Below are 21,687 nucleotides of genomic sequence, written 5' to 3'. Positions count from 1 at the left end.
ACTTTACGGGAAAGCTGCGCATTCCATTTCCGGCGGTCTGTGGCATAGTCCGGGCCGTCGGGGTGGCACGCGGGCGCGCTCCACCCCCCTTCAGGAGACGGCCCCCGGCATGGACGCGACGGACCCCTTTCACAAGATCTCTTCGCCCCGCATCTTTCTGGTGCGGATGTTCGTCTTCGTCCTCCTGTGCCTTGCGCTCGCCTCCATCCTGCATGAGCAGATCTGGCAGGCCTTCCTCAACAATCCCGGCCTCAACGGCGTGATCTTCGGCGTGCTGTTCATCGGCACGGTCTTTGCCTTCCGCCAGGTCGTCCGGCTGCTGCCGGAAGTGGAGTGGGTAAACGGCTTCCGCCTGGTCGATCCCGGCCTTGAAGTGCGCCGCTCGCCGCGGCTGCTCGCGCCCATGGCGTCGCTGCTCGGCGACCGGGTCGGGCGCATGTCGATCTCGCAATCGACCATGCGGGGCATCCTCGAATCCATCGGCACGCGGCTCGACGAGGCGCGCGACCTGCTGCGCTACCTCACGGGTCTCCTCGTCTTCCTCGGCCTGCTCGGCACCTTCTGGGGTCTTCTGGAGACGGTCGGCTCGATCAGCCGCGTCATCGGCTCGCTCAATGTCGGGCCGGAATCGAGCTCGGTGCTGGAGACCATGAAGACCGGCCTTGCCGCCCCGCTGGGCGGCATGGGCATCGCCTTCTCCTCTTCGCTGTTCGGCCTTGCCGGCTCGCTGGTGCTCGGCTTCCTCGATCTTCAGGCCGGGCAGGCGCAGAACCGCTTCTACACCGACCTGGAGGACTGGCTGTCCACCACGGTCGAGGATCTCGGCCAGGAGGGTGGGCGCCCTCGGCCCGTGCCGGTGCCGCCGACCTATGTGCCCGCCGCCCCGATCGCTGCTGCCCCGCTGCCCGCGCCGGCGACCCTGCTGCCGCCGCCCGATCTCGCCCAGCTCACCGAGGCGATCTCGCGGCTCGACCGAACTATGACGGAGGCCGGCTCGCAGCGCGTGACCACCGCCATGGCGCATCTGGCCGAGAGCCTGCAGGGTCTCGTCCAGCACATGCGCTCCGAGCAGCAGATGGTGCGCGACTGGGTGGAGGCGCAGGCCGAGCAGCAGAAGGAAATCAAGAAGCTGCTCGAGCGCCTCGCCACTGATCGCGAGCGTGCGTGATGGCACTGGGACGTTCCCGCCGCGGCGACCGTACGATCGACTACTGGCCCGGCTTCGTCGACGCGCTGTCGACGCTGCTGCTGGTCTTCGTCTTCCTGCTCACCGTCTTCGTGCTCGCGCAGTTCGTGCTGACGCAGGAACTCGGCTCGAAGGACGACGCCATGTCGCGGCTGCAGGCGCAGATCCGCGAACTGACGAACCTTCTGGCGCTGGAGCGCGCCAATGACGCCGACAGCGAGAGCCAGATCGGTGCGCTGCGCGCCAGCCTTGCCCAGATCGAGCAGGAGCGCGACGTGCTGCGCGAGGCGGCCACCGCCGTCGCCACGCCCGAGGAGATCGCGCAGGCGCAGGACCGTGCCGCCGCGCTCGCCCGCCAGCTCGGCAGCGAGCAGGACGCTACCGCCCAGGCGGCGGCGCAGATCGCCATCCTCAACCAGCAGATCGCCGCGCTGCGCCGGCAGATCGCCGCGCTGGAAGATGCGCTCTCCATCTCCGAGCAGAAGGACAAGGAGAGCCAGTCGCGCCTCGCCGATCTCGGCCGCCGGCTCAATGTCGCGCTGGCCCAGCGTGTGCAGGAACTGACGCGCTACCGCTCGGAGTTCTTCGGGCGGCTGAACGCCATTCTCGGCACCCGGCCGGGCATCCGCGTGGTCGGCGACCGCTTCGTCTTCCAGTCGGAAATCCTGTTCGACCGCGCCTCGGCCTATCTGCGGCCGGACGGCGTCCCCGCGCTCGACAACATCGCCAAGGCGGTGCTGGAGCTGGAGCGCGAGATTCCGCCGGACATCGCCTGGGTGCTGCGGGTCGACGGCCATACCGACGACCGGCCGATCCAGACGCCGCAATACCCCTCCAACTGGGAGCTGTCGGCGGCGCGTGCCATCGCCGTGGTGCAGTATCTCGTGAGCAAGGGCATCGAGCCCCGCCACCTCGTCGCCGCCGGTTTCGGCGAGTACCAGCCGATCGACGGCTCCGGCACCGACGAGGCCCGCGACCGCAACCGTCGCATCGAGCTGAAGCTCACCGAGCGATGACCGCCGCCGCCCCCGATCTGGTGATTTTCACATGGGGGCGGATGCCGGCCATGGCCGATCTCTGGGTCGAGGCGTGGCAGGAGACGCTGCCGGAGATCGACTTCGAGGCCCGGCGCGGCTGGCTCTGCCACCGCATCGGCGCGCTGGTGGACGAAGGCACGGTGATCTGGGTCGCCACGGTGCCGGCTCTGGACGGCGGGCCCGAGAAGACGCTCGGCTTCGTCACCATCCAGCCGAAGACCGGCTATGTCGACCAGCTCGTCGTCCATCCCGACCATTGGGGCGCCGGCATTGCCCGCCGGCTGCTCGATGCGGCGGCGGCGCAGACCCGTATTCCGCTCACCCTCGACGTGAACGAGGAGAATGAGCGGGCCGTGCGCTTCTACGAGAAAGCCGGCTTCGCGATTGTCGGCCGGGGCGTGAACCCCACCTCCGGCCGCCCGACGCTGAGGATGCAGCGGGCGGTTGGGTGATGTCGGCTAGTATCTAGTTTCTGACATGTCCCTTTGTGCCTTTATAGCCGCAACTGCTACAGGTGCCCACGTATGAAGAATGCACATTATGATTTTCTGACTTGGTGGTTCGTCGTCAAAATTTGATTCGTTGCCGCTATTTTTCTTCGCAACATGATATGAATTTATCATATCGCTCTTATCTTGGCCGATTGATTTGATAAAATCAATTGCATCTTTTTCTTCGAGGGATGCTTTTATGTTGTGGGCAAATTTATTTCGCAGCCTTCCGAGAGTAATGAGGCGCTTTCTGTAATCTTTATTCAGGCCAAATCTTATTGCTAAATCAATCTTCTTGCTGTAGTTCAAGTTTATGATGTCTAAAATGTTCAAGTGCCCCATGAATAGGTATATTATTTTGTTTAGTTCGTTCTCGATATAAAGATGGGATCTGAGAATAATAATTAATTCTTCATCGTGAAGAAGTGCAGCATTGAGCACCTCTTTAGAAGCGTTTATTTCGATTTGTTCCTCGTCAGTGAGATTGCTCATATTGATCCGTCCTATCCCTCGCCGAACTGCAGCGCCGCCAGACGGGCGTAGAGGCCGCCCTGCGCGACGAGGCTGGCATGGGTGCCTTCCTCTACTACGCGGCCATGCTCCATGACGAGGATGCGGTCGGCGGAGAGCACGGTGGCGAGGCGGTGGGCGATGACCAGCGTGGTGCGGCCCTGCATGGAGCGGTCGAGCGCCTGCTGCACCAGCGTCTCGCTTTCCGCGTCGAGCGCCGAGGTCGCTTCGTCCAGCAACAGGATCGGCGCGCGGCGCAGGATGGCGCGGGCGATGGCGAGGCGCTGGCGCTGGCCGCCCGAGAGCGTGACCCCGCGCTCGCCCACCGGCGTGTCCCAGCCTTCCGGCAGGCGGGCGACGAATTCGTCGGCCCGGGCAAGACGCCCGGCTTCCTCCACCTCGGCATCGCTGGCCTGCGGGCTGCCAAGGCGGATGTTCTCGCGGATCGAGGCGGCGAAGATGGCGACATCCTGCGGCACCAGCGCCAGCCGCTCGCGCACCTCGCTCGGATCGGCGGCGGCGATGTCCACGCCATCGACGCTCACTGAACCGGCGGTCGGATCGTAGAAGCGCAGCAGGAGCTGGAACAGCGTGCTCTTGCCGGCCCCTGAGGGGCCGACAATGGCGACGCGCTCGCCGGGCTTCACCGCGAAGCTCACCCCGTCCAGCGCCGTGAGGTCGGGCCGGCCGGGATAGGCGAAGCGCACATTCTGGAAGGCGACCTCGCCGCGCGGCGGCTGGGGCAGCGCGCGGGGGCTGGCGGGCGGCGCCACCGCCGGGCGCTCCTCCAGCAGCTCGGCGATGCGCTCGGTGGCGCCGGCGGCCTGCGAAATTTCTCCCCACACCTCACCGAGCTGGCCGAGCCCGCTCGCCGCCAGCACGGCGTAGAGCACGAACTGGCCGAGCGTACCCGCGCTCATCGTTCCCGCCAGCACCGCATTGGCGCCGGCCCAGAGGATGCCGACGACGCTGGCGAAGACGAGAAAGATGCCGAAGCCGGTGAGCCAGGCGCGGGCCTTCACCGCCTGCGCGGCGGCATTGAAGGCGTGCTCGACCTCCCCGGCGAATCGGGCGTCGGCGGCCGGTTCGGCGGTGTTGGCCTGCAGCGCGCGCACCGCGCCGATGGCCTCGGCGGCGAAGGCGGAGGCCTCCGCCAGCGTGTCCTGCGCGCCGCGCGAGCGCTTGCGCACGCCGCGCCCGGCGCCGATCAGCACCGCGACGATGACGGGAATGGCGATCAGCAGCGCTGCCGACAGCCAGGGGCTGGTCACCACCATCATCACCGCCGCGCCGATGAACAGCACGATGTTGCGCAGCGCGACCGAGGCGGAGGCGCCCACGGCCGACTTGATCTGGGTGGTATCGGCCGTGAGGCGCGAGATCAGCTCACCCGACTTCGCCTGGTCGTAGAACCGCCCGTCCAGCGTCAGCAAATGGGCGAAGACCTGGGAGCGCAGATCGGCGACGATGCGTTCGCCGAGCGTCATCACAAGGTAGTAGCGCGCCGATGACGCCACCGCGAGCACGGCGACCACGCCGATCATCACCGCGAAATAGCGGTCGATGAAGCCGGCATGCTGCACGTCGAATCCGAAATCGATCATGCGCCGCACGGCGATGGGCACGACAAGGGTCGCCAGCGCCGCGACGATCAGCGCCAGCAGGGCGGCGGTGGCCCGCCCGCGATAGCGCAGGATGTGCGGCCACAGCGCCGCCAGAGGCTTGAGGCGCGGGCGCGCGGCGGTCGGGGAGGGAGCCGGCACGGCGAGGGCGGGGCTTGGCGTCGGGGCCGTTTCCACGGGGTGTCGAGGGGCGGCTTGTGTCACAGTCATGTCTCGGTTATAGAGCCGCTCGGATTTCCGGCAGGATCGTTTAATGAGATCGCCGCGTGGCTCCCGAAAGGGGCCGGCCGTGCGGCGGCGAGGATGCACCCCATGAAGAGCAACATCCATCCCGACTACCACTTCGTGAAGGTGGTGATGACGGACGGCACCGAGTACACGACGCGCACGACCTGGGGCAAGGAGGGCGACGTCCTCCAGCTCGACATCGACGCGAAGTCCCACCCCGCCTGGACCGGCGGCACGGGCCAGCTTCTTGACCGCGCCGGCCGCGTGTCGAAGTTCCAGAAGAAGTTCGCGGGCTTCCTCAAGGCCTGATCGGCTCTTGGGGCGCCGGCTTCCTTTCGGGGAAGCGCGCATCACGAAAAACCCCGCCGCGACCGGTTCGCGGCGGGGTTTTTCGCGATATCGCATGGGACACGGCGCGGTCAGTCGCGGCGATTTATCGCGCGCTGAAAAGGCGAGTGCTCAAGGGGGCGGATCGCCGCCCGTCGTCCCGGACAAGCGGCACGGGCGCGACACTGATCCGGGGCCTGTCGGGAATCGCGGGCGAATCGCCGGCGCGCCGGCTCAATGCCGCTCGAAGGCGGAGCGCAGCAGGCCGAGATGGGAGGCGACGGCGTTGGGCTGGGCGTTCTCCCCGCCGCGTATGGCGGCATCGAACTGGGCGATCTGGCGCTGGAGATCGTAGCTGCGGCCGATCAGCGCGATCATCTCGTCGGGCAGCAGCGCCTCCTGCGCCGCGTCGGCCGGCGTGCCCCTGAGGTCAATCTTCAGCCGCTCGCGCAGGGCCGTCTCGACGGAAATCTCGCCCTCGGCGACCGCGCGCTGGAGCAGCAGCCAGGAGGCGAGCTGCATCAGCCGGGTGGAGAGGCGCATGCTCTGCTGGGCATAGGCGGCAAGCGCCCCGCGCGTCAGATCGCGGCTGGCCTTGCGACCTTCCCCATCGAGATAGGCGGCCGCCTCCTCGACGAGCCGCATTCCCTCGCGAAACAGGGCGGCGAAGGCGGGGGAGGCGATGCGCCGCTCAGCGAGCTGGATCGGCTGATCGTCCCTGCTATCCGCTTTATCCATGACGTCCGATCTGCCTGCTGCCCTGCCGCGCCGCGCCTGATGGCCATCCGACCCTCAGCACGATAACGCGTGAGACGGGGAATGGCAGCCGATGATGGCGCAGGATTGGCGAAAAACCGGGCGAAAAAAGAGCCGCCCAGAGGCGGCTCTAAAGTCTAGACAGGGATGCGTCAAACAGAGTGGACAGGGGCCACTCACGGTCAAAATGGACCATGCACAGTAATAGATCGGAAAGCTTAATGGAGAGTTAAAAACCGGTCCGCCGGCCCTATCCAGTGCTTCACCGCTTGAAGAAATTCTCGGCCGCGACGCGCGAGGCGCGCTTGCCCGCGAGCGCGGCTTTCAGCCGCTCGATCTCGGCTTCCAGCAGGGCGACCCGCTCCTCGATCTCGGTCTCCGAGAGCATCGACAGGTCGCTGCCGATCTCATGCGCGGCCGGCTTCTTCTTCGGCGCGGCGCCGAAAACGTCGTCCTCGATGGCCATGGCGGGTCTCCTTCTGCTCTGCCGGGAACTTAGGAGAGGCGGGCGCCGGTTGCCAGTGCGGGCGGGTTGACCTAGGTAGCCTTCCATCATCGACCACGCGAGGGATGCACCGTGACCGATCTGCCCGCCACCATGACCGCCATCGGCCTGCCGACCCCCGGTGGCCCCGAGGCCCTGGTTCCCGAGCAGCGGCCGGTGCCCGCGCCCGGCAAGGGCGAGATCCTCGTCAAGGTGGCCGCCGCCGGCGTCAACCGCCCCGACGTGATGCAGCGCAAGGGGCTCTACCCGCCGCCGCCCGGCGCGCCGGATATTCCGGGGCTGGAGATTTCCGGCGAGGTGGTCGCGCTGGGCGAGGGCGTCAGCCGCTTCGCCTTGGGCGACAAGGTGTGCGCGCTGGTCTCGGGCGGGGGCTATGCGCAGTATTGCGTGGCGGATGAGGCTTCCGCGCTCCCCGTGCCGGCCGGGCTTTCCATGGTAGAAGCGGCGGCGCTGCCGGAGACCTTCTTCACTGTCTGGACCAATGTGTTCGACCTCGCCGGGCTCAAGGCGGGCGAGAATTTCCTTGTTCATGGCGGCACGTCCGGCATCGGCACGACGGCGATCCAGCTCGCCAAGGCGTTCGGCGCGACGGTGTTCACCACCGCCGGCAGCGCCGAGAAGTGCGAGGTCTGCCGCCAGCTCGGCGCCGATGTCGCCATCGACTACAAGACCGAGGACTTCGTCGCCGTTGTGAAGGAAAAGAGCGGCGGCAAGGGCGCCCATGTCCTCCTCGACATGGTGGGCGGCTCCTACATCGCCCGCAATTACGAGGCCGCCTCGCCGCAGGGGCGCATCGTGCAGATCGCCTTCATGGAAGGCTCCAAGGTGCAGATCGACTATATGCGCCTGATGCTGAAGCGACTCTCGCATATGGGCTCGACCCTGCGCTCGCGCCCGAAGGCCGAGAAGGCGGCGATTGCCGCGTCGCTCGCGCAGAAGGTCTGGCCGCTGATCGAGGCCGGCAAGGTGAAGCCGGTGATGGACCAGACCTTCCCGCTCGAAGAAGCGAGCAAGGCGCATGCGCGGATGGAGAGCAGCGCCCATATCGGCAAGATCATGCTGACCGTGGGGTGAGCCGTGCCCGTCGTCCCGGACGGCCGAAGAGGCCGTGCCGGGAGCGTCGCCGGCAGGGTCCGCAATCCCGGCTCAACGCGTCGCGTTGGCCGGGATGACGCAGGGCGCTCGCGAAAACCTGTTCGCCATCCGTCCATCGCCACTGGCAATCCGCCGCGCCGAGTCCTAGATTTGTCATGCGGGGCTGCGAGGTTCGTCAGGAGAACATATTCCCCGGGGCCTTATCGATCTCAAAGGGAGCTGTCCCTGACCGGACCCGTGGGTCCGGACACACGGCGCCCACCTACGTTGTAGGTTCCCGGGATCGATCCTCCAACGGCCATTGTGGCTCCGCACTCATCTCATCATGCCACATTCCCCCGACGCATCCCCCGACAAGGCCAGCCTGCGCGCCATTGCGCTCGCCCGCCGTGCCGCGCTCGACGCGCCGACGCGGGCCGCGGCGGCCGAGGCTGCTGCCGATCACGCCATGGCATGGCTGGGCGAGGTGGCGGGCGAAATCGTCTCGGTCTTCTCCCCCATCGGCCAGGAAATCGCCACCGAGCCGCTGATCCGCCGCCTGCGCGCGGCCGGCGCCCAGATCGCGCTGCCGGTGGTGCTCGCGCCGGGCAAGCCGCTGATCTTCCGGCTGTGGGAGCCGGGTGTCGAACTCGTCGCCACCGCCGGCCCCGGCCGGATGCGCATTCCCGCGCCGCCCGAGAGCGCGCCCGCCGTGGCGCCCGATGTGCTGATCGTGCCGCTCGCCGGCTTCGATGCGCGCGGCCATCGCCTCGGCTATGGCGCCGGCTTCTATGATCGCACGCTTGCTCTGCTGCGGCGCGCCAAGCGCATCGAGGCCATCGGCTACGCCTTCGCCGTGCAGCAGCTCCCCGATGTTCCCGACGAGCCGCATGACGAACGGCTTGACGCCGTTGCCACCGATGCCGGCATCATCCGCGTGGTAGCGGAGGACTGATTAGTGCGCATTCTGTTTCTCGGTGACGTGGTCGGGCGGGTCGGCCGGCAAATGGTGCTCGATCATTTGCCCGGACTGCGGCGCGATTGGGCGCTGGATTTCGTGGTGGTCAACGGCGAGAACGCCGCCGGCGGCTTCGGCATCACCGAGGCGATCTATGACGAGTTCCTCGAGGCCGGCGCCGATGCCGTCACCCTCGGCAACCATGCCTTCGACCAGCGCGAGGCGCTGGTGTTCATCGAGCGCGCGCCCCGCCTCATTCGCCCGGCCAACTACCCGCCCGGCACGCCCGGACGCGGCGCCGCGCTGATCGAGGCGCAGAACGGGGCGCGGGTGCTGGTCGTCAACATGATGGGCCGCGCCTTTATGGACCCGATGGACGATCCCTTCGCCGCCATCGACCGCGAGCTCGATGCCGGCCCGCTCGGCCTTGTCTCGGATGCGGTCATCATCGACTTCCACGCCGAGACCACCAGCGAGAAGCAGGCCTTCGGCCATTGGTGCGACGGCCGGGCGAGCCTCGTCATCGGCACGCATACCCATGTGCCGACCGCCGATCACCGCATCCTGCCCGGCGGCACCGCCTATATGACCGATGTCGGCATGTGCGGCTGCTATGACGGGGTGATCGGCATGGACAAGGAAGAACCGCTGCGCCGCTTCACCCGCAAGATCGGTTCCTCGCGCTTCGAGCCGGCGCAGGGGCCGGGCACGCTCTCGGGCCTGGCGGTGGAGACGGATGGCGCGGGGCGCGCGGTGGCGGTGGCTCCTGTGCGCATCGGCGGGGCGCTGGCGCCTGCCGTGCCGGATTTCTGGTAGCCATCGAGAGTCCAGCGCCGTTGTGCGCTGCGCCTTTACGCGCGCCCGCCCTCTCGCCTATAAGCCGCGCACCCAATCTGTCAGTGTTGAGACGCCTGCGGTGCCTTCCGCCGGCGCGACGTGGAGGCGGCCATGGCCGGGCATTCGCAGTTCAAGAACATCATGCACCGCAAGGGCAAGCAGGACGCGGTGCGCTCCAAGCTGTTCTCCAAGCTGGCGCGTGAAATCACCGTGGCCGCCAAGCTCGGCCTGCCGGACCCGGCGATGAACCCGCGCCTGCGCGCTGCCATCCTCGCGGCCCGCGCCGAGAACATGCCCAAGGACAATATCGACCGCGCCATCAAGAAGGCGCAGGGCGGCGACGCGGAGAACTATGACGAGATCCGCTATGAGGGCTACGGCCCCGGCGGTGTCGCCGTCATCGTCGAGGCGCTGACCGACAACCGCAACCGCACCGCCTCGGAAGTGCGCTCCACTTTCACCAAGTCCGGCGGCTCGCTGGCCGAGACCGGCGCGGTGTCCTTCATGTTCGACCGCATCGGCGTGGTCGAGTTCGATGCCGCCAAGGCCTCGGCCGATGCCATGCTGGAAGCCGCCATCGACGCCGGCGCCGACGACGTGTCCTCCGACGAGAACGGCCATGAAGTGACCACCTCGATCGAGAACCTGCACGAGGTCGCCCGCGCGCTCGAAGCCAAGTTCGGCGAGCCCCGCAAGTCCGGCCTGGTCTGGCGCCCGCAGAACACGGTGGCGGTGGATGACGAGGTGGCCGAGAAGCTGGTGCGTCTCGTCGACACGCTGAACGACAATGACGACGTGCAGAACGTCTACGCCAATTTCGAGCTGTCCGACGCCTTCATGGCCAAGATGGGCGACTGATCGCTGATTTAAGACACGTCATCCCCGGACTTGATCCGGGGATCCATGTCTTTGGTGGCGGAAGAAGGCGTGGATGGCCGGGTCAAGCCCGGCCATGACGTTGCGAGAAAGGCAGCCGGCGCGACCCGCGCCCTACCGCCCCAGCAGCCCGTCGAAGATCGGCAGGCTGGCGAGTGCGGCGAGGCCGATGATCCCATAAGCGATGCGGCGGAAATGGTCGTCGCTGGCGCCCCGGAAGGCGCGGTTGCCGGTAAACAGCCCCACCGCATAGGCCGGGCCGAGGATCAGCGACAGCAGCCCGACCTCCTGCGTGATCATGCCGCTCACCGCATAGGCGGTGCCGGAGGAGAGCGTCGCCAGCGCGAAGAAGCCGAACAGGTTTGCCCGCACCATGGCCGAGGGCTGGCCGCTGCCGAGCCAATAGGCCACTACCGGCGGGCCGGACATCTGCGCCGCCCCGCCGAGCACGCCCGCCAGCAGGCCGACGCCGAAGGTGGTCGGCAGGCCATGGCCGCCGCTGTGGCGCCAGCCGGAGACCAGCAGCGCCAGCATGGCGAGCGATAGCGCGGCGAAGAACCAGCGCAGCACCAGCGGGTCGATCCAGCCGAGAATGGCGACGCCAACAGGCACGGTGAGCACCGCGCCGGCCGCCAGCGGGGCGACCTGCCGCCACATGCAGGCGCGGAAAGCCTGCACCAGAAAGGGCAAGGTGAGCGCGGTGTCGATCACCAGCAGCGTCGGCGCGGCGATGCGCGGCCCATAGGCGGCGCTGACCAGCGGCACGAAGATCAGCGCGCCGCCAAAGCCGGAAAAGCCGCGGGTGACACCGGCGATCAGGGCGGTGAGAACGGCCCAGACGAGGACCACGTCGAACGTCATGGGAGGGGCACCGCGAGCGCCCGATGGCGCGACGGTCCAGACCTATAAGCCGCCCCCATGTGGGTCAATGCCACCGGGCGGCCGCGATCCATGAGTTTTCACGAAGCTGCGGATCGACAAAACTGATTTGCGCCCGCCCGCCGCGCGCCCCACATTCGGCCTCGACACGCCGCCGCGCGGCAACCCTCAGAGCGCCGTCCCCGCTTGGATGGCCCGGAACATCATCATGGACAAGTCTCTCGCGTCCGCCGCACCCGGTCGTGCGGCCGACGCTGATTTTCGCGATCGGCTGCTGGGCTATGGCGGCGCGCTGCTCGCCATCACCATCTGGGGCGGCTGGATCGTCTCCACCCGCCATGCGGTGCATGGCCATCTGCCGCCGGCGACCGTCGGCTGGCTGCGCTTTGTCGTGGCGGCGGTGGTGCTGGCTCCCGCCTGGCTGCGGGTCGGCCTCTGGCCGAAGCGCAACGCGCTGCCCTTCCTCCTGTGCTTTCTCGGCGCGGGCGGCCTCTTCTTCCTGGTCGTCGCCACCGCCATGCGTTTCGTGCCGGCGGCCGATGTCGGCCCGCTGCTGCCGGGCACCATGCCGCTGATCGTGGCTGTCATCTCGGTGCTGGTGCTGCATGAAAGGCTGAGCACGGCGCGGCTGATCGGTTTCATCTGCATCGCGCTCGGCGTCGTGACTCTCGGCGGGCGCGGGCTGCTCTACCCGGAGGATGGCGCCTGGCGTGGCCACCTGCTGCTGCTCACCGGCGCCGGCATGTGGGCCTGCTACACGCTGGCCTTCCGCCATACCGGCATGAAGGTGACGGAGACGGTGGGCCTCGTCGGCCTGTGGTCGACGGTGATCCTCACCCCCGTCGGCCTGCCGGGCGTGATCGACGCGGTGCAGGCGGGCTATGGGCGGGAGGTGCTGATCCAGCTGGTCATGCAGGGATTCCTCGCCGGCGTCGTCGCGCTGATCGGTTTCGGCACGGCGATCGAGAAGCTCGGCTCCTCGCGCGCGGCGGCGTTCACCGGGCTTGTGCCGGCACTCGCCGCGCTCATCGCCATCCCCGTGCTCGACGAGCACCCGGACATGGCGGCGATCATCGGCGTCATCGCCACCGGCATCGGCGTCGCACTAGCAAGCGGGGCGTTCGCCCTGCGTCGCCGGGCCGCGCGTTAACCGGCGGTTCACCATGCCGGCCGGCGGTGGCCCCGCATAGGGCGTGCCGCCGGCCTCGGCACTAGGCGTTCGTCCTTTGTTCGACTACGCCTAGGGCATGGCGCCCGCTCCGATTCGCATCCTCGGCCTTGATCCCGGCCTTCGCCGCACCGGCTGGGGGGTGATCGAGGCTGTCGGCACGCGCCTTGTCTTCGTCGCCTGCGGCACGGTGATGCCGCCCGAGGAGGGGGAACTGGCGAACCGCCTCGCCTATCTCCACACGGAGCTCGCGAATGTGCTGCGCGCCTTCGCGCCCGACGAGGCGGCGGTGGAGGAAACCTTCGTCAACATGAACCCGGCCTCGACGCTGAAGCTCGGCCAGGCGCGCGGCGTGGTCATGGTCACGCCGGCCCTCGCGGGCGTGCCGGTCGCCGAATATGCCGCGCTTCTGGTGAAGAAGACCGTGGTCGGCGCGGGCCGCGCCGACAAGGCGCAGATTCGCATGATGATGAAGGTGCTGCTGCCGCAGGCCGATTTCGAGACCGACGACGCGGCGGATGCGCTTGCGGTCGCCGTCACCCACGCCCAGCATAGGGGGATGGCGGCGCTGAAGGCCCGCACCGCCGCGCAGCTCGGCGCCCGGGTCGCGGCGCGATGAAGGACGTTACCCCGTGATCGGCAAACTTAAGGGCATCGTCGATTCCTATGGCGAGGACCATGTGATCCTCGACGTGCAGGGCGTTGGCTATCTCGTCCATTGCTCCGGCCGCACCCAGCAGGCTTTGCCTGCGGCCGGCGAGGCGGCGACGCTGTTCATCGAGACCTTCGTGCGCGAGGACATGATCCGCCTCTACGGTTTCGTCTCGCAGGCGGAGAAGGCGTGGTTCCTGCTGCTGCAGAACGTGCAGGGCGTCGGCGCCAAGGTGGCGCTCAACGTGCTCTCCACGCTCTCTCCCTCCGAACTCGCCAATGCGGTGGCTGTGGGCGACAAAGCGATGGTGTCCCGCGCCAATGGCGTCGGCCCGAAGGTGGCCGCCCGCATCGTCGCCGAGCTGAAGGACAAGGCGCCGGGCTTCTCGACCGTCGATCCGATGGTCGCCGGGCTCGCCGCGCAGCTTGAGGACCGCAATGCGCCCGCGCCGGTGGCCGATGCGGTCTCGGCGCTGGTCAATCTCGGCTACGCCCAGCTTCAGGCCAGCGTGGCGGTGGCGGCGGCGCTGCGCGAGGCGGGGGAGGGGGCCGATACGGCGCGCCTCATCCGCCTCGGCCTCAAGGAACTCGCGCGATGATGCTGCGCTTCTCCCGCGCCGGGGCCGGACGCAAGGCGAGCGCGCCGTCCTGGACCTGGCAGGCGCGCATTCCCGCGCTGATCTTCGCCTATGGCGGGGCGACGTTGGTGGTGCTCATGGTCGAGCGGCTGCTGCACAGCGCAATGTCGGCCAATTACGCGGCGATTGCCGTGGTCCCCGGTGAGATCGCGGCCGGCATCCTGGCCTTTGCGCTCGCCTTCCGCCCGCGCGCCTTTCTGTTCGTGCTCGGCACGGTGACGCTGGTCGCCCTGCTGCCGCTCGCCGTCATCGTGCTGTCCATGGATTTCGGCGAGTACCGCGCCATTGTCGAGCAACGGGCGCTGATCCTCGCCGGCGTCATGGCGCTGGCCAATCTCATCGTCACCAGCCTGCTGATCGCCGGTGGGGTGTTTCCTGCGCGCGAGGGAGAGGCGGCATGACCACCAAGCGCCTCATCACCCCCGACAAGCGCGAGGAAGACCTCACCGAGGCCTCGCTGCGCCCGCAGAACCTCGCGGAATTCGTCGGCCAGGAGCAGGCCCGCGCCAATCTCGACGTGTTTATTCGCGCCGCCAAGGCGCGCGGCGAGGCGCTGGACCATGTGCTGTTCGTCGGCCCGCCCGGCCTCGGCAAGACCACGCTGGCGCAGATCGTGGCGCGCGAGCTCGGCGTCGGCTTCCGTTCGACCTCCGGCCCGGTCATCGCCAAGGCGGGCGACCTTGCCGCGCTGCTGACCAATCTCGAAGAACGCGATGTGCTGTTCATCGACGAGATCCACCGCCTCAACCCCGCGGTGGAGGAAATCCTCTACCCGGCGATGGAGGATTACGAGCTCGACCTCATCATCGGCGAGGGCCCGGCGGCGCGCTCGGTGAAGATCCAGCTGTCGAAATTCACCCTGGTCGGCGCCACCACCCGGTCGGGTCTGCTCACCACGCCGCTGCGCGACCGCTTCGGCATTCCGATCCGCCTGAACTTCTACACGGTGGACGAGCTGGAACTGGTGGTGACGCGCGGCGCGCGGGTGCTGGGCATCCCGATCTCCAAGGATGGCGCGCGCGAAATCGCCCGGCGCGCCCGCGGCACGCCGCGCATCGCCGGGCGTCTCTTGCGCCGGGTGCGCGACTTCACGCTGGTCGCCGGCAAGGAGATCATCGACCGCGAAGCCGCTGACCGGGCGCTCGGCGCGCTAGAGGTCGATGGCGTCGGGCTCGACCAGATGGACCGGCGCTATCTCTCGGTGATCGCGCTCAATTATGGTGGCGGTCCGGTGGGCGTGGAAACCATCGCCGCGGCGCTCTCCGAGCCGCGTGACGCGATCGAGGAGATCATCGAGCCCTATCTGGTGCAGCAGGGTTTCATCCAGCGCACCCCGCGCGGGCGCGTGCTCACCGCCCACGCCTTCCGCCATCTCGGCCTGCAGGTGCCGACGGCGGCCAATCAGATCCCGCTGTTCGACGAGGGTGACTAGCCCTCGTCCCCATGGGGAAGGGGGAAAGACGGCTCGACGCGCCCCGGCGCGTGATGTAAGCCCCTTTCACATGAGCGGGTCCACGACATGAGCTGGTCCAAGAACGGCGAGACCCGCGGCTATCATCACGGCAACCTGCGGGAAGCCCTGATCAAGGCCGCGTTGGATCTTATCGCCGAGAAGGGCATTGCCGGCGCCACTTTCGCCGAGGCGGCGCGGCGCGCGGGCGTCTCGCCGGCCGCGCCCTACCGACATTTCCGCGACCGTGACGAATTGCTGGCCGCTGTCGCCGCCGCCGGTTTCGAGCGTTTCGCCGGCGCGCTGGAGGCAGGCTGGAATGGCGGCACGCCGACGCCGCAGGAAGCCTATGAGCGGATGGGCCGGGCCTATCTCGCCTTTGCCCGCGAAAACCCGTCCGACTACGTCGCCATGTTCGAATCCGGGTTGCCGGCCGACGCCCATCCCACTCTGGCGCAGGCGAGCCAGCGCGCCTTCGGCGTGCTGCGCGAGGCGGCGGACGTGCTGGTGGCGTCCATGCCGGCTCCCGGCCGCCCGCCAGCGCTGATGGTGGCGCTGCATACCTGGGCGCTGGCGCATGGCGTCGCTTCGCTGTTCGGCCGGCCGGATGCCAGCCGCCGCAAGCTGCCCATGTCGCCCGAAGACCTGCTGGAAGCCGGCTTCCTCGTCTATCTCAAGGGCGTAGGCGCGCCGGGCGCGTGAGTTTCTCCCGATAGCGGATGCGTGATCGCGCGGGGCGATCCTTGACAAGCGGCCTGCTGGCCCCTACCTATGTAAATGTGATTAACATTAACCCAGGAACGGACGCCATGGAGCTCGCATACAAGCTCGACAGTTACGGCAAGCCGGCCTGGATCGCGCTCACGGTCCTAGGCTTCATGGCCTGGTGGCCGCTGGGTTTGGCGATCCTGGCCTTCACCATAGGGAGTGGACGGATGTTTTGTGGCAGCAGGCGCGGCTTCGGCCGCTGGAACGGCGAGGGCATCGAAGCCTTCCGCAACGCCTTCGGTGGTCGCCGCGGCTTCTCCTCCTCGGGCAACAGCGCCTTCGACGAGTATCGCGAGGACACGCTGCGCCGTCTCGAGGAGGAGCAGAAGGAGTTCAAGGGCTTCCTTGATCGCCTGCGCCAGGCCAAGGACAAGGCGGAGTTCGACCAGTTCATGGCCGACCGCCGCAACCGTCCCGCCCCGACGCCGCCCACGGACGGCGCCAACTGATCTCACGGCGGCGGGCTTCCGACGCCCCCCGGCGAAGCCTGACGACGTGATGGACTGCGCCCTTTGTTCACAAGGGGCGCGGTCTCGTTTATGAGGGCGCCATGAACCAGCGACCCGACCCCTTCTCCCCCGACGTCCTCAAGGCCGATCCCTTCCTGCACCTCGCCGGGCGGCTGGTGCCGGGCGGCCATGTGCTGCCCGTGCGGGTCTATTACGAGGACACGGATTTTTCCGGCATCGTCTATCACGCCAACTACCTGAAGTTCATGGAGCGGGCGCGTTCGGACCATCTGCGCCTCATCGGCGTGGTGCAGGGCGCGCTGTTCGGCGCCGCGCTGGAAGAGGCGCCGGGCTTCGCCTTCGTCGTGCGCTCCATGGAGCTGCAATTCGTCCGCCCCGCGCGCATTGACGACGTGCTGGAGATTCACACCAGCCCGGTCGAGGTGGCCGGTGCCTCCATCACCCTTCAGCAAAAGGTGATGCGCGGCACCGAGCTGCTGGTCGAGGGCAAGGTGAAGGTCGCCTTCGTGGCGCAGGGGCGCGCCCGCCGCATCCCGGATGCGCTGCGCGCCGCCATGAAGGCCGCTCTGGGCGAGGCCCCGGAAGCCTGAGCACGCCTGATTCTATGCCTTCGGGGGTGGCTCGGTGTCACTTTCGGGTCACGCGGCTGTTGCGATGCGGCAACGCTAACCGGGCATTAACCTTAATGCGCTGATGTAACCGTTGGCTGCGGGAGCGGTCCGACGTCGGTCGCCCAAGTTTGGACAGACTCGCTCGCTTCATGGCGCACGGGTCCCTTCACAGCCATTGACGGCATTCGCTGCTGCCCGGCAGCCGATGCGGGCGGCATCGCGACTTTTACGATTGAGGCAGGATTGGCCTGATGACGCTGAAGAAGCTTTTGGTTGCGGTGATGCTGTTCATGGCGGCATCGGCGTCATTCGCCTATGGCCAGGCGCAGACGGCCCCGGTCAACGCCGCCCCCACCGCGCAGGTGCAGGGGCAGGCGGCCCCCGTGCTGCCCGGCACCGCCGTGGCGCCCGATGGCGCCGGCCTCGGTCAGGATCTCTCGATGATCGGCCTGTTCATGCAGGCCGGTATCGTGGTGAAGATCATCATGGTCGGACTGGTCATCGCCTCGGTCTGGGTCTGGGCGATCATCATCGACAAGACCATCCTGTTCCAGCGCATGAAGAGCCAGATGGACCGCTTCGAGGCGACCTTCTGGTCCGGCCAGAGCCTCGAGGAGCTCTACCGCTCGCTGTCCTCGCGCCCGAACCACGCCATGGCGGCGATCTTCGTGGCGGCGATGCGCGAGTGGAAGCGCTCCTATGAGGGCGGCGCGCGCTCCTTCACCGGGCTCACCCAGCGGCTCGACAAGGTGATGGACGTGACCATCGCCCGCGAGGTGGAGCGTCTCGAGAACCGGCTGCTCTGGCTTGCCACGGTCGGCTCGGCCGGCCCCTTCATCGGCCTGCTCGGCACGGTCATCGGCATCATGACCAGCTTCCAGTCGATCGCGGCTTCGAAGAACACCAGCCTCGCTGTTGTGGCGCCCGGTATCGCGGAAGCCCTTCTTGCGACAGCAATCGGCCTCTTCGCCGCCATTCCCGCGACCATTTTCTATAACAAGTTCGTCGCGCAGGTGAACCGGCAGGCCCTGCGGCTTGAGGGCTTCGCGGACGAGTTCTCCGCCATCCTGTCACGCCAGATCGACGAGCGGGGCTGACGCGCATGGGCATGTCCTCGGGAGGCAGCGGCGGCTGGACCTCGCGGCGTTCGCGCCGCCGGGGCGGCGGAGCCGTCATGTCCGACATCAACGTCACCCCCATGGTCGACGTGATGCTCGTGCTGCTCATCATCTTCATGGTCGCCGCGCCGATGCTGACCGTCGGCGTGCCGCTGGACCTGCCGCAGACGCAGGCGCAGGCGGTGTCGCAGGACCATCAGCCACTGGTGATCTCGATCAACAACAAGGGCCAGGTCTACCTGCAGGAGACCGAGATCCAGGTGAGCGAACTCGTGCCCAAGCTCATGGCCATCGCCAAGGCCGGCTATGACGAGCGCATCTTCGTGCGCGGCGACAAGTCGGTCGATTATGGCACGGTGATGCAGGTCATGGGCCGGCTCTCCGGCGCCGGCTTCAAGCGCGTTGCCCTCGTCTCCGAAGTCGAGCAGGGGGGCTGATCGGTCATGCGCGCGGGCCTCGTCTCCTCGGCGGCACTTCACGTCGGCATCATCGGCTTCATGCTGGTTTCCTTCTCGTCCGCCCGTCCGCTGGACGCGATGCAGGAATCCATGCCGATCGACATCGTCTCCGATGCCGAGCTGAGCCAGATGATGGCGGGCAAGAAGGACGCGCCGAAGGCCGAGAAGCCCAAGCCCGTGGTCGAGAAGGTGGCGCCCACTCCCAAGCCCGCCGAGCAGCTCGACGCTAAGGTCGATGACAAGAAGCCCGAGGTGAAGGCCGCCAACGAGCCGGTCGCGCCGCCGCCGCCCCCGCCGGCGGAAGCCAAGCCCGAGCCCAAGCCCCCGGCCGCCGCGCAGGCGACGCCCCAGCCCGCCCCGCCCAAGGACGCGGAATCGCTGGCCGCCAAGCCCCCGGAAGCGCCGAAGGACGAGCCCAAGCCTGACCAGCAGGCGCAGGCCAAGCCCGCCCCGGCGCCGCCGAAGAAGCCGAAGGACATTCCCCCGAAGGTGGTGCAGCAGCCGCCGAAGGACCAGCAGGAATTCAAGCCGAACGAGATCGCCGCGCTGCTCGACAAGCGCACGGCCACCCGTCAGGCTTCGATCGGCGACACGATCAACAACACCGCCGCGCTCGGCGCCTCGGTCGGCACGGCGGCAACGCTGTCGCAGACCGAGATCGACGCCCTGCGCGCCCGGCTGATGCAGCTGTGGAACCCGCCGGCCGGCGCGGCCAACCCGGAGGAGCTGATCGTGACGATCCGCATCCGGCTCAACCAGGACGGCACGCTGTCGGGCCCGCCCATGGTGGTCACCTCCGGCTCCAGCCCGTTCTTCATGACCGCGCGCGACAGCGCCATCCGCGCCATTTTCCGCGGTCAGCCGTTCAACATGCTCAATCCGGCCAAGTACGAGGCGTGGAAGGACATCGAAGTCACCTTCGATCCACGCGAGATGGTGCGGGGCTGAATCGCGACCATGCCCTTTGATTCGTCGAGATATTCATCATGACCCAGATTATCCGCCCGGGTTTTGCGGGCCCCACCCTTGGCCGGCGCGGCCTGATTACGGGCGCCGGCGCGCTCGCGGGCGTTGGCCTTCTATCGCGGCCGGCGCAAGCCGTGCTGAAGCTCGACGTGACGCAGGGCACCGTGCAGCCTCTGCCCATCGCCATCACCGATTTCGTCGGTGGCGGCAGCCCGCAGGATGTCGAGGCCGGCAAGGGCGTCACCCAGATCATCTCGGCTGATCTGCGCCGCTCTGGCCTGTTCGCCCCGCTCGACCCGGCCGCCTTCGTCGAGAAGATCACCAACCCGGACGCGTCCCCGCGCTTCCAGGACTGGCGCGTCATCAACGCCCAGGCGCTGGTCACCGGCCGCATGACCCGCCAGCCCGACGGGCGGGTGAAGGCCGAGTTCCGCCTGTGGGACGTGTTCGCCGGCCAGCAGCTCATCGGCCAGCAATATTTCACCCAGCCGGAAAACTGGCGCCGCGTCGCCCACATCATCGCCGACGCGATCTATGAGCGCCTGACCGGTGAGAAGGGCTATTTCGACACGCGCATCGTCTTCGTCGACGAGAGCGGGCCGAAGGAAAAGCGCGTAAAGCGCCTCGCCATCATGGACCAGGACGGCGCCAACGTGACCTATCTCACGCGCGGCGACGACCTTGTGCTGACGCCGCGCTTCTCGCCGACCAGCCAGGAAATCACCTATATGAGCTATGGCCGCGGCGAGCCGCGCGTCTATCTGCTCAACATCGAGACCGGCCAGCGCGAAGTCGTCGGCAACTTCCCGAATATGAGCTTCTCGCCGCGCTTCGCCCCCGATGGGCAGCGGGTGATCCTCTCGCTCCAGCAGGGCGCCAATTCGAACATCTTCGTGATGGACCTGCGCTCCAAGGCGACGACGCGCCTCACCGACACGCCGGCCATCGACACCGCGCCCTGCTACTCGCCCGACGGCACGCAGATCTGCTTCGAGAGCGACCGTGGCGGCGGCTCGCAGATCTATGTGATGAACCCGGATGGCTCGAACCAGCGCCGCATCTCCTTCGGCGACGGGCGCTATTCGACGCCGGTGTGGTCGCCGCGCGGCGACGTCATCGCCTTCACCAAGCAGGCCGGCGGGCGCTTCGCCATCGGCCTGATGCGGCCGGACGGGCAGGGCGAGCGCATCCTCACTGAGGGCTATCACAATGAGGGCCCTACCTTCGCGCCGAATGGCCGCGTCATCATGTTCTTCCGCGATCCGGGCGGGGCGGCGGGTCCGCAGCTCTATACGGTCGACATCACCGGCTATAATGAGCAGCGCATCCCGACGCCGAGCTATGCTTCGGACCCGGCATGGTCGCCTCTTCGCTCGTGATGCGGTAGGGAACGGTTAACCATAAGAGAAGGTTGATGCACCGGGCGGCAATTCGGTGCATTCCGTCAAGGTTCCGTAAAGCATGACGGACCCATTCATTAACGCCAGCGAATAGGTCGGGCAGCGCCCGGCACGGGATATTCAGGAGTCCGCGGTTATGATCGGTATGTTGCGCAAGCTGGGCGGAGCGCGCATCGCCCTTATTTTCGGCATGGCGATGCTTGCCGCCGCCTGCGCCAAGAATCCCATGGACGGCGCCGGCCAGGCGCTGGGTTCGGCGCCTCCCGGCAGCCCGCAGGAGTTCATCGTCTCCGTCGGCGACCGCGTCTTCTTCGAGAGCGACCAGACCGACCTGACACCGCAGGCTCAGGCCACCCTCGACAAGCAGGCGCAGTGGCTCAACCACTACGCCAAGTACACCTTCACCATTGAAGGTCACGCCGACGAGCGCGGCACCCGCGAGTACAACATCGCCCTGGGCGCCCGCCGCGCCGAGAGCGTGCGCAACTATCTGGTGGGCCGCGGCGTCGCCGCCAGCCGGATGCGCACCATCTCCTACGGCAAGGAGCGCCCGGTCGCGGTCTGCAACGATATCTCCTGCTGGTCGCAGAACCGGCGCGCCGTCACCGTGCTCAACGGCGCCGGTTCCTGACCGACACGTCATCGCCGACAACAAGGCCCGGCTGGCAACAGCCGGGCCTTCGTGCTTTTGGAGGGCGAGCGC

The 21,687-nt window shown here is 67.7% G+C and carries 26 protein-coding genes and 1 other RNA gene; 22 read left to right on the top strand and 5 right to left on the bottom strand.

From position 1 onward, the window contains the following. Positions 1–109: 109 nt before the first annotated feature. Genes AncyloWKF20_RS12945 through AncyloWKF20_RS12935 form a run of 3 tightly spaced genes read left to right on the top strand, consistent with a single transcriptional unit; the run spans position 110 to position 2,675 of the window. Positions 110–1,168, top strand: coding sequence for a flagellar motor protein MotA (locus AncyloWKF20_RS12945; protein WP_279314455.1), 1,059 nt, complete (start codon positions 110–112; stop codon positions 1,166–1,168). Then, positions 1,168–2,202, top strand: coding sequence for a peptidoglycan -binding protein (locus AncyloWKF20_RS12940; protein WP_279314454.1), 1,035 nt, complete (start codon positions 1,168–1,170; stop codon positions 2,200–2,202). The genes AncyloWKF20_RS12945 and AncyloWKF20_RS12940 overlap by 1 nt, the downstream gene beginning before the upstream one ends. Before the next feature lie 50 nt (positions 2,203–2,252). Further along, on the top strand, positions 2,253–2,675 hold the full coding sequence (locus tag AncyloWKF20_RS12935; protein WP_279314453.1) for a GNAT family N-acetyltransferase: 423 nt from the start codon (positions 2,253–2,255) through the stop codon (positions 2,673–2,675). Positions 2,676–2,681: 6 nt separating this feature from the next. On the opposite strand, the gene AncyloWKF20_RS12930 is transcribed toward AncyloWKF20_RS12935, so the two are convergent. Beyond that, entirely contained in the window at positions 2,682–3,206 is a 525-nt protein-coding gene (locus tag AncyloWKF20_RS12930; protein ID WP_279314452.1) for a hypothetical protein, read from the bottom strand. A gap of 11 nt (positions 3,207–3,217) precedes the next feature. Then, on the bottom strand, positions 3,218–5,056 hold the full coding sequence (locus tag AncyloWKF20_RS12925; protein ID WP_279314451.1) for an ABC transporter transmembrane domain-containing protein: 1,839 nt from the start codon (positions 5,054–5,056) through the stop codon (positions 3,218–3,220). 102 nt (positions 5,057–5,158) lie between these two features. Here AncyloWKF20_RS12925 and rpmE point away from each other — a divergent pair, with 102 nt between their 5' ends. Further along, the gene (gene rpmE, locus AncyloWKF20_RS12920) at positions 5,159–5,383 is read left to right on the top strand and encodes a 50S ribosomal protein L31 (protein WP_213757152.1); all 225 of its coding nucleotides are present in this window, start codon (positions 5,159–5,161) and stop codon (positions 5,381–5,383) included. A 252-nt stretch (positions 5,384–5,635) separates the two neighbouring features. Here rpmE and AncyloWKF20_RS12915 read toward each other — a convergent pair whose 3' ends face one another. Beyond that, on the bottom strand, positions 5,636–6,139 hold the full coding sequence (locus AncyloWKF20_RS12915) for a DUF1465 family protein (protein ID WP_279314450.1): 504 nt from the start codon (positions 6,137–6,139) through the stop codon (positions 5,636–5,638). A 280-nt stretch (positions 6,140–6,419) separates the two neighbouring features. Further along, a complete protein-coding gene (locus tag AncyloWKF20_RS12910; RefSeq protein WP_279314449.1) occupies positions 6,420–6,623 on the bottom strand; it encodes a DUF1192 domain-containing protein in 204 nt (67 codons plus the stop codon). Positions 6,624–6,734: 111 nt separating this feature from the next. On the opposite strand from AncyloWKF20_RS12910, the gene AncyloWKF20_RS12905 reads away from it, so the two are divergent. From AncyloWKF20_RS12905 to AncyloWKF20_RS12885, 5 genes are all read left to right on the top strand, one after another. After that, positions 6,735–7,736: an NAD(P)H-quinone oxidoreductase gene (locus AncyloWKF20_RS12905; protein WP_279314448.1), complete on the top strand. Its 1,002-nt coding sequence runs from the start codon at positions 6,735–6,737 to the stop codon at positions 7,734–7,736. Positions 7,737–7,914: 178 nt separating this feature from the next. After that, positions 7,915–8,071, top strand: a non-coding RNA gene (gene ssrS, locus AncyloWKF20_RS12900) — 6S RNA. Positions 8,072–8,082: 11 nt separating this feature from the next. Further along, positions 8,083–8,691: a 5-formyltetrahydrofolate cyclo-ligase gene (locus AncyloWKF20_RS12895; RefSeq protein ID WP_279314447.1), complete on the top strand. Its 609-nt coding sequence runs from the start codon at positions 8,083–8,085 to the stop codon at positions 8,689–8,691. 3 nt (positions 8,692–8,694) lie between these two features. After that, entirely contained in the window at positions 8,695–9,510 is an 816-nt protein-coding gene (locus AncyloWKF20_RS12890; protein ID WP_279314446.1) for a TIGR00282 family metallophosphoesterase, read from the top strand. Positions 9,511–9,642: 132 nt separating this feature from the next. Beyond that, positions 9,643–10,389, top strand: a complete 747-nt coding sequence (locus AncyloWKF20_RS12885; protein WP_279314445.1) for a YebC/PmpR family DNA-binding transcriptional regulator — start codon at positions 9,643–9,645, stop codon at positions 10,387–10,389. Between the two features lie 132 nt (positions 10,390–10,521). Here AncyloWKF20_RS12885 and AncyloWKF20_RS12880 read toward each other — a convergent pair whose 3' ends face one another. Continuing rightward, the gene (locus tag AncyloWKF20_RS12880; RefSeq protein WP_279314444.1) at positions 10,522–11,268 is read right to left on the bottom strand and encodes a sulfite exporter TauE/SafE family protein; all 747 of its coding nucleotides are present in this window, start codon (positions 11,266–11,268) and stop codon (positions 10,522–10,524) included. A gap of 226 nt (positions 11,269–11,494) precedes the next feature. On the opposite strand from AncyloWKF20_RS12880, the gene AncyloWKF20_RS12875 reads away from it, so the two are divergent. From AncyloWKF20_RS12875 to pal, 13 genes are all read left to right on the top strand, one after another. Continuing rightward, positions 11,495–12,436: a DMT family transporter gene (locus AncyloWKF20_RS12875; RefSeq protein ID WP_279314443.1), complete on the top strand. Its 942-nt coding sequence runs from the start codon at positions 11,495–11,497 to the stop codon at positions 12,434–12,436. A gap of 97 nt (positions 12,437–12,533) precedes the next feature. Continuing rightward, positions 12,534–13,073, top strand: a complete 540-nt coding sequence (gene ruvC / locus AncyloWKF20_RS12870; RefSeq protein WP_279314442.1) for a crossover junction endodeoxyribonuclease RuvC — start codon at positions 12,534–12,536, stop codon at positions 13,071–13,073. A 13-nt stretch (positions 13,074–13,086) separates the two neighbouring features. After that, a complete protein-coding gene (ruvA, locus tag AncyloWKF20_RS12865; RefSeq protein WP_279314441.1) occupies positions 13,087–13,704 on the top strand; it encodes a Holliday junction branch migration protein RuvA in 618 nt (205 codons plus the stop codon). Then, entirely contained in the window at positions 13,701–14,144 is a 444-nt protein-coding gene (locus tag AncyloWKF20_RS12860; RefSeq protein WP_279314440.1) for a hypothetical protein, read from the top strand. Before ruvA ends, AncyloWKF20_RS12860 begins: the two co-directional genes overlap by 4 nt. Next, a complete protein-coding gene (ruvB, locus tag AncyloWKF20_RS12855) occupies positions 14,141–15,175 on the top strand; it encodes a Holliday junction branch migration DNA helicase RuvB (protein WP_279314439.1) in 1,035 nt (344 codons plus the stop codon). Before AncyloWKF20_RS12860 ends, ruvB begins: the two co-directional genes overlap by 4 nt. Before the next feature lie 87 nt (positions 15,176–15,262). After that, a complete protein-coding gene (locus AncyloWKF20_RS12850) occupies positions 15,263–15,895 on the top strand; it encodes a TetR/AcrR family transcriptional regulator (protein WP_279314438.1) in 633 nt (210 codons plus the stop codon). Between the two features lie 107 nt (positions 15,896–16,002). Next, positions 16,003–16,410 (top strand): DUF2852 domain-containing protein, encoded by a 408-nt coding sequence (locus AncyloWKF20_RS12845; RefSeq protein ID WP_279314437.1) that lies wholly within the window; start codon positions 16,003–16,005, stop codon positions 16,408–16,410. A 101-nt stretch (positions 16,411–16,511) separates the two neighbouring features. Next, on the top strand, positions 16,512–17,021 hold the full coding sequence (ybgC, locus tag AncyloWKF20_RS12840) for a tol-pal system-associated acyl-CoA thioesterase (protein WP_279314436.1): 510 nt from the start codon (positions 16,512–16,514) through the stop codon (positions 17,019–17,021). A gap of 461 nt (positions 17,022–17,482) precedes the next feature. Further along, complete coding sequence (tolQ, locus tag AncyloWKF20_RS12835; RefSeq protein ID WP_279317964.1) at positions 17,483–18,139, top strand: protein TolQ; 657 nt, start codon at positions 17,483–17,485, stop codon at positions 18,137–18,139. A 5-nt stretch (positions 18,140–18,144) separates the two neighbouring features. Further along, complete coding sequence (gene tolR, locus AncyloWKF20_RS12830) at positions 18,145–18,597, top strand: protein TolR (protein WP_279314435.1); 453 nt, start codon at positions 18,145–18,147, stop codon at positions 18,595–18,597. 6 nt (positions 18,598–18,603) lie between these two features. Beyond that, positions 18,604–19,566, top strand: a complete 963-nt coding sequence (locus tag AncyloWKF20_RS12825) for a cell envelope biogenesis protein TolA (RefSeq protein WP_267585051.1) — start codon at positions 18,604–18,606, stop codon at positions 19,564–19,566. Positions 19,567–19,604: 38 nt separating this feature from the next. Continuing rightward, on the top strand, positions 19,605–20,963 hold the full coding sequence (gene tolB, locus AncyloWKF20_RS12820) for a Tol-Pal system beta propeller repeat protein TolB (RefSeq protein ID WP_279314434.1): 1,359 nt from the start codon (positions 19,605–19,607) through the stop codon (positions 20,961–20,963). A gap of 157 nt (positions 20,964–21,120) precedes the next feature. Continuing rightward, the gene (pal, locus tag AncyloWKF20_RS12815; RefSeq protein ID WP_279314433.1) at positions 21,121–21,615 is read left to right on the top strand and encodes a peptidoglycan-associated lipoprotein Pal; all 495 of its coding nucleotides are present in this window, start codon (positions 21,121–21,123) and stop codon (positions 21,613–21,615) included. Positions 21,616–21,687 lie beyond the last annotated feature (72 nt).

This window comes from Ancylobacter sp. WKF20 (genome assembly GCF_029760895.1).
GTDB lineage: Bacteria > Pseudomonadota > Alphaproteobacteria > Rhizobiales > Xanthobacteraceae > Ancylobacter.
The sequence above is the reverse complement of the archived record's forward strand: the minus strand, read 5'-3'. Positions and strand labels throughout refer to the sequence as shown.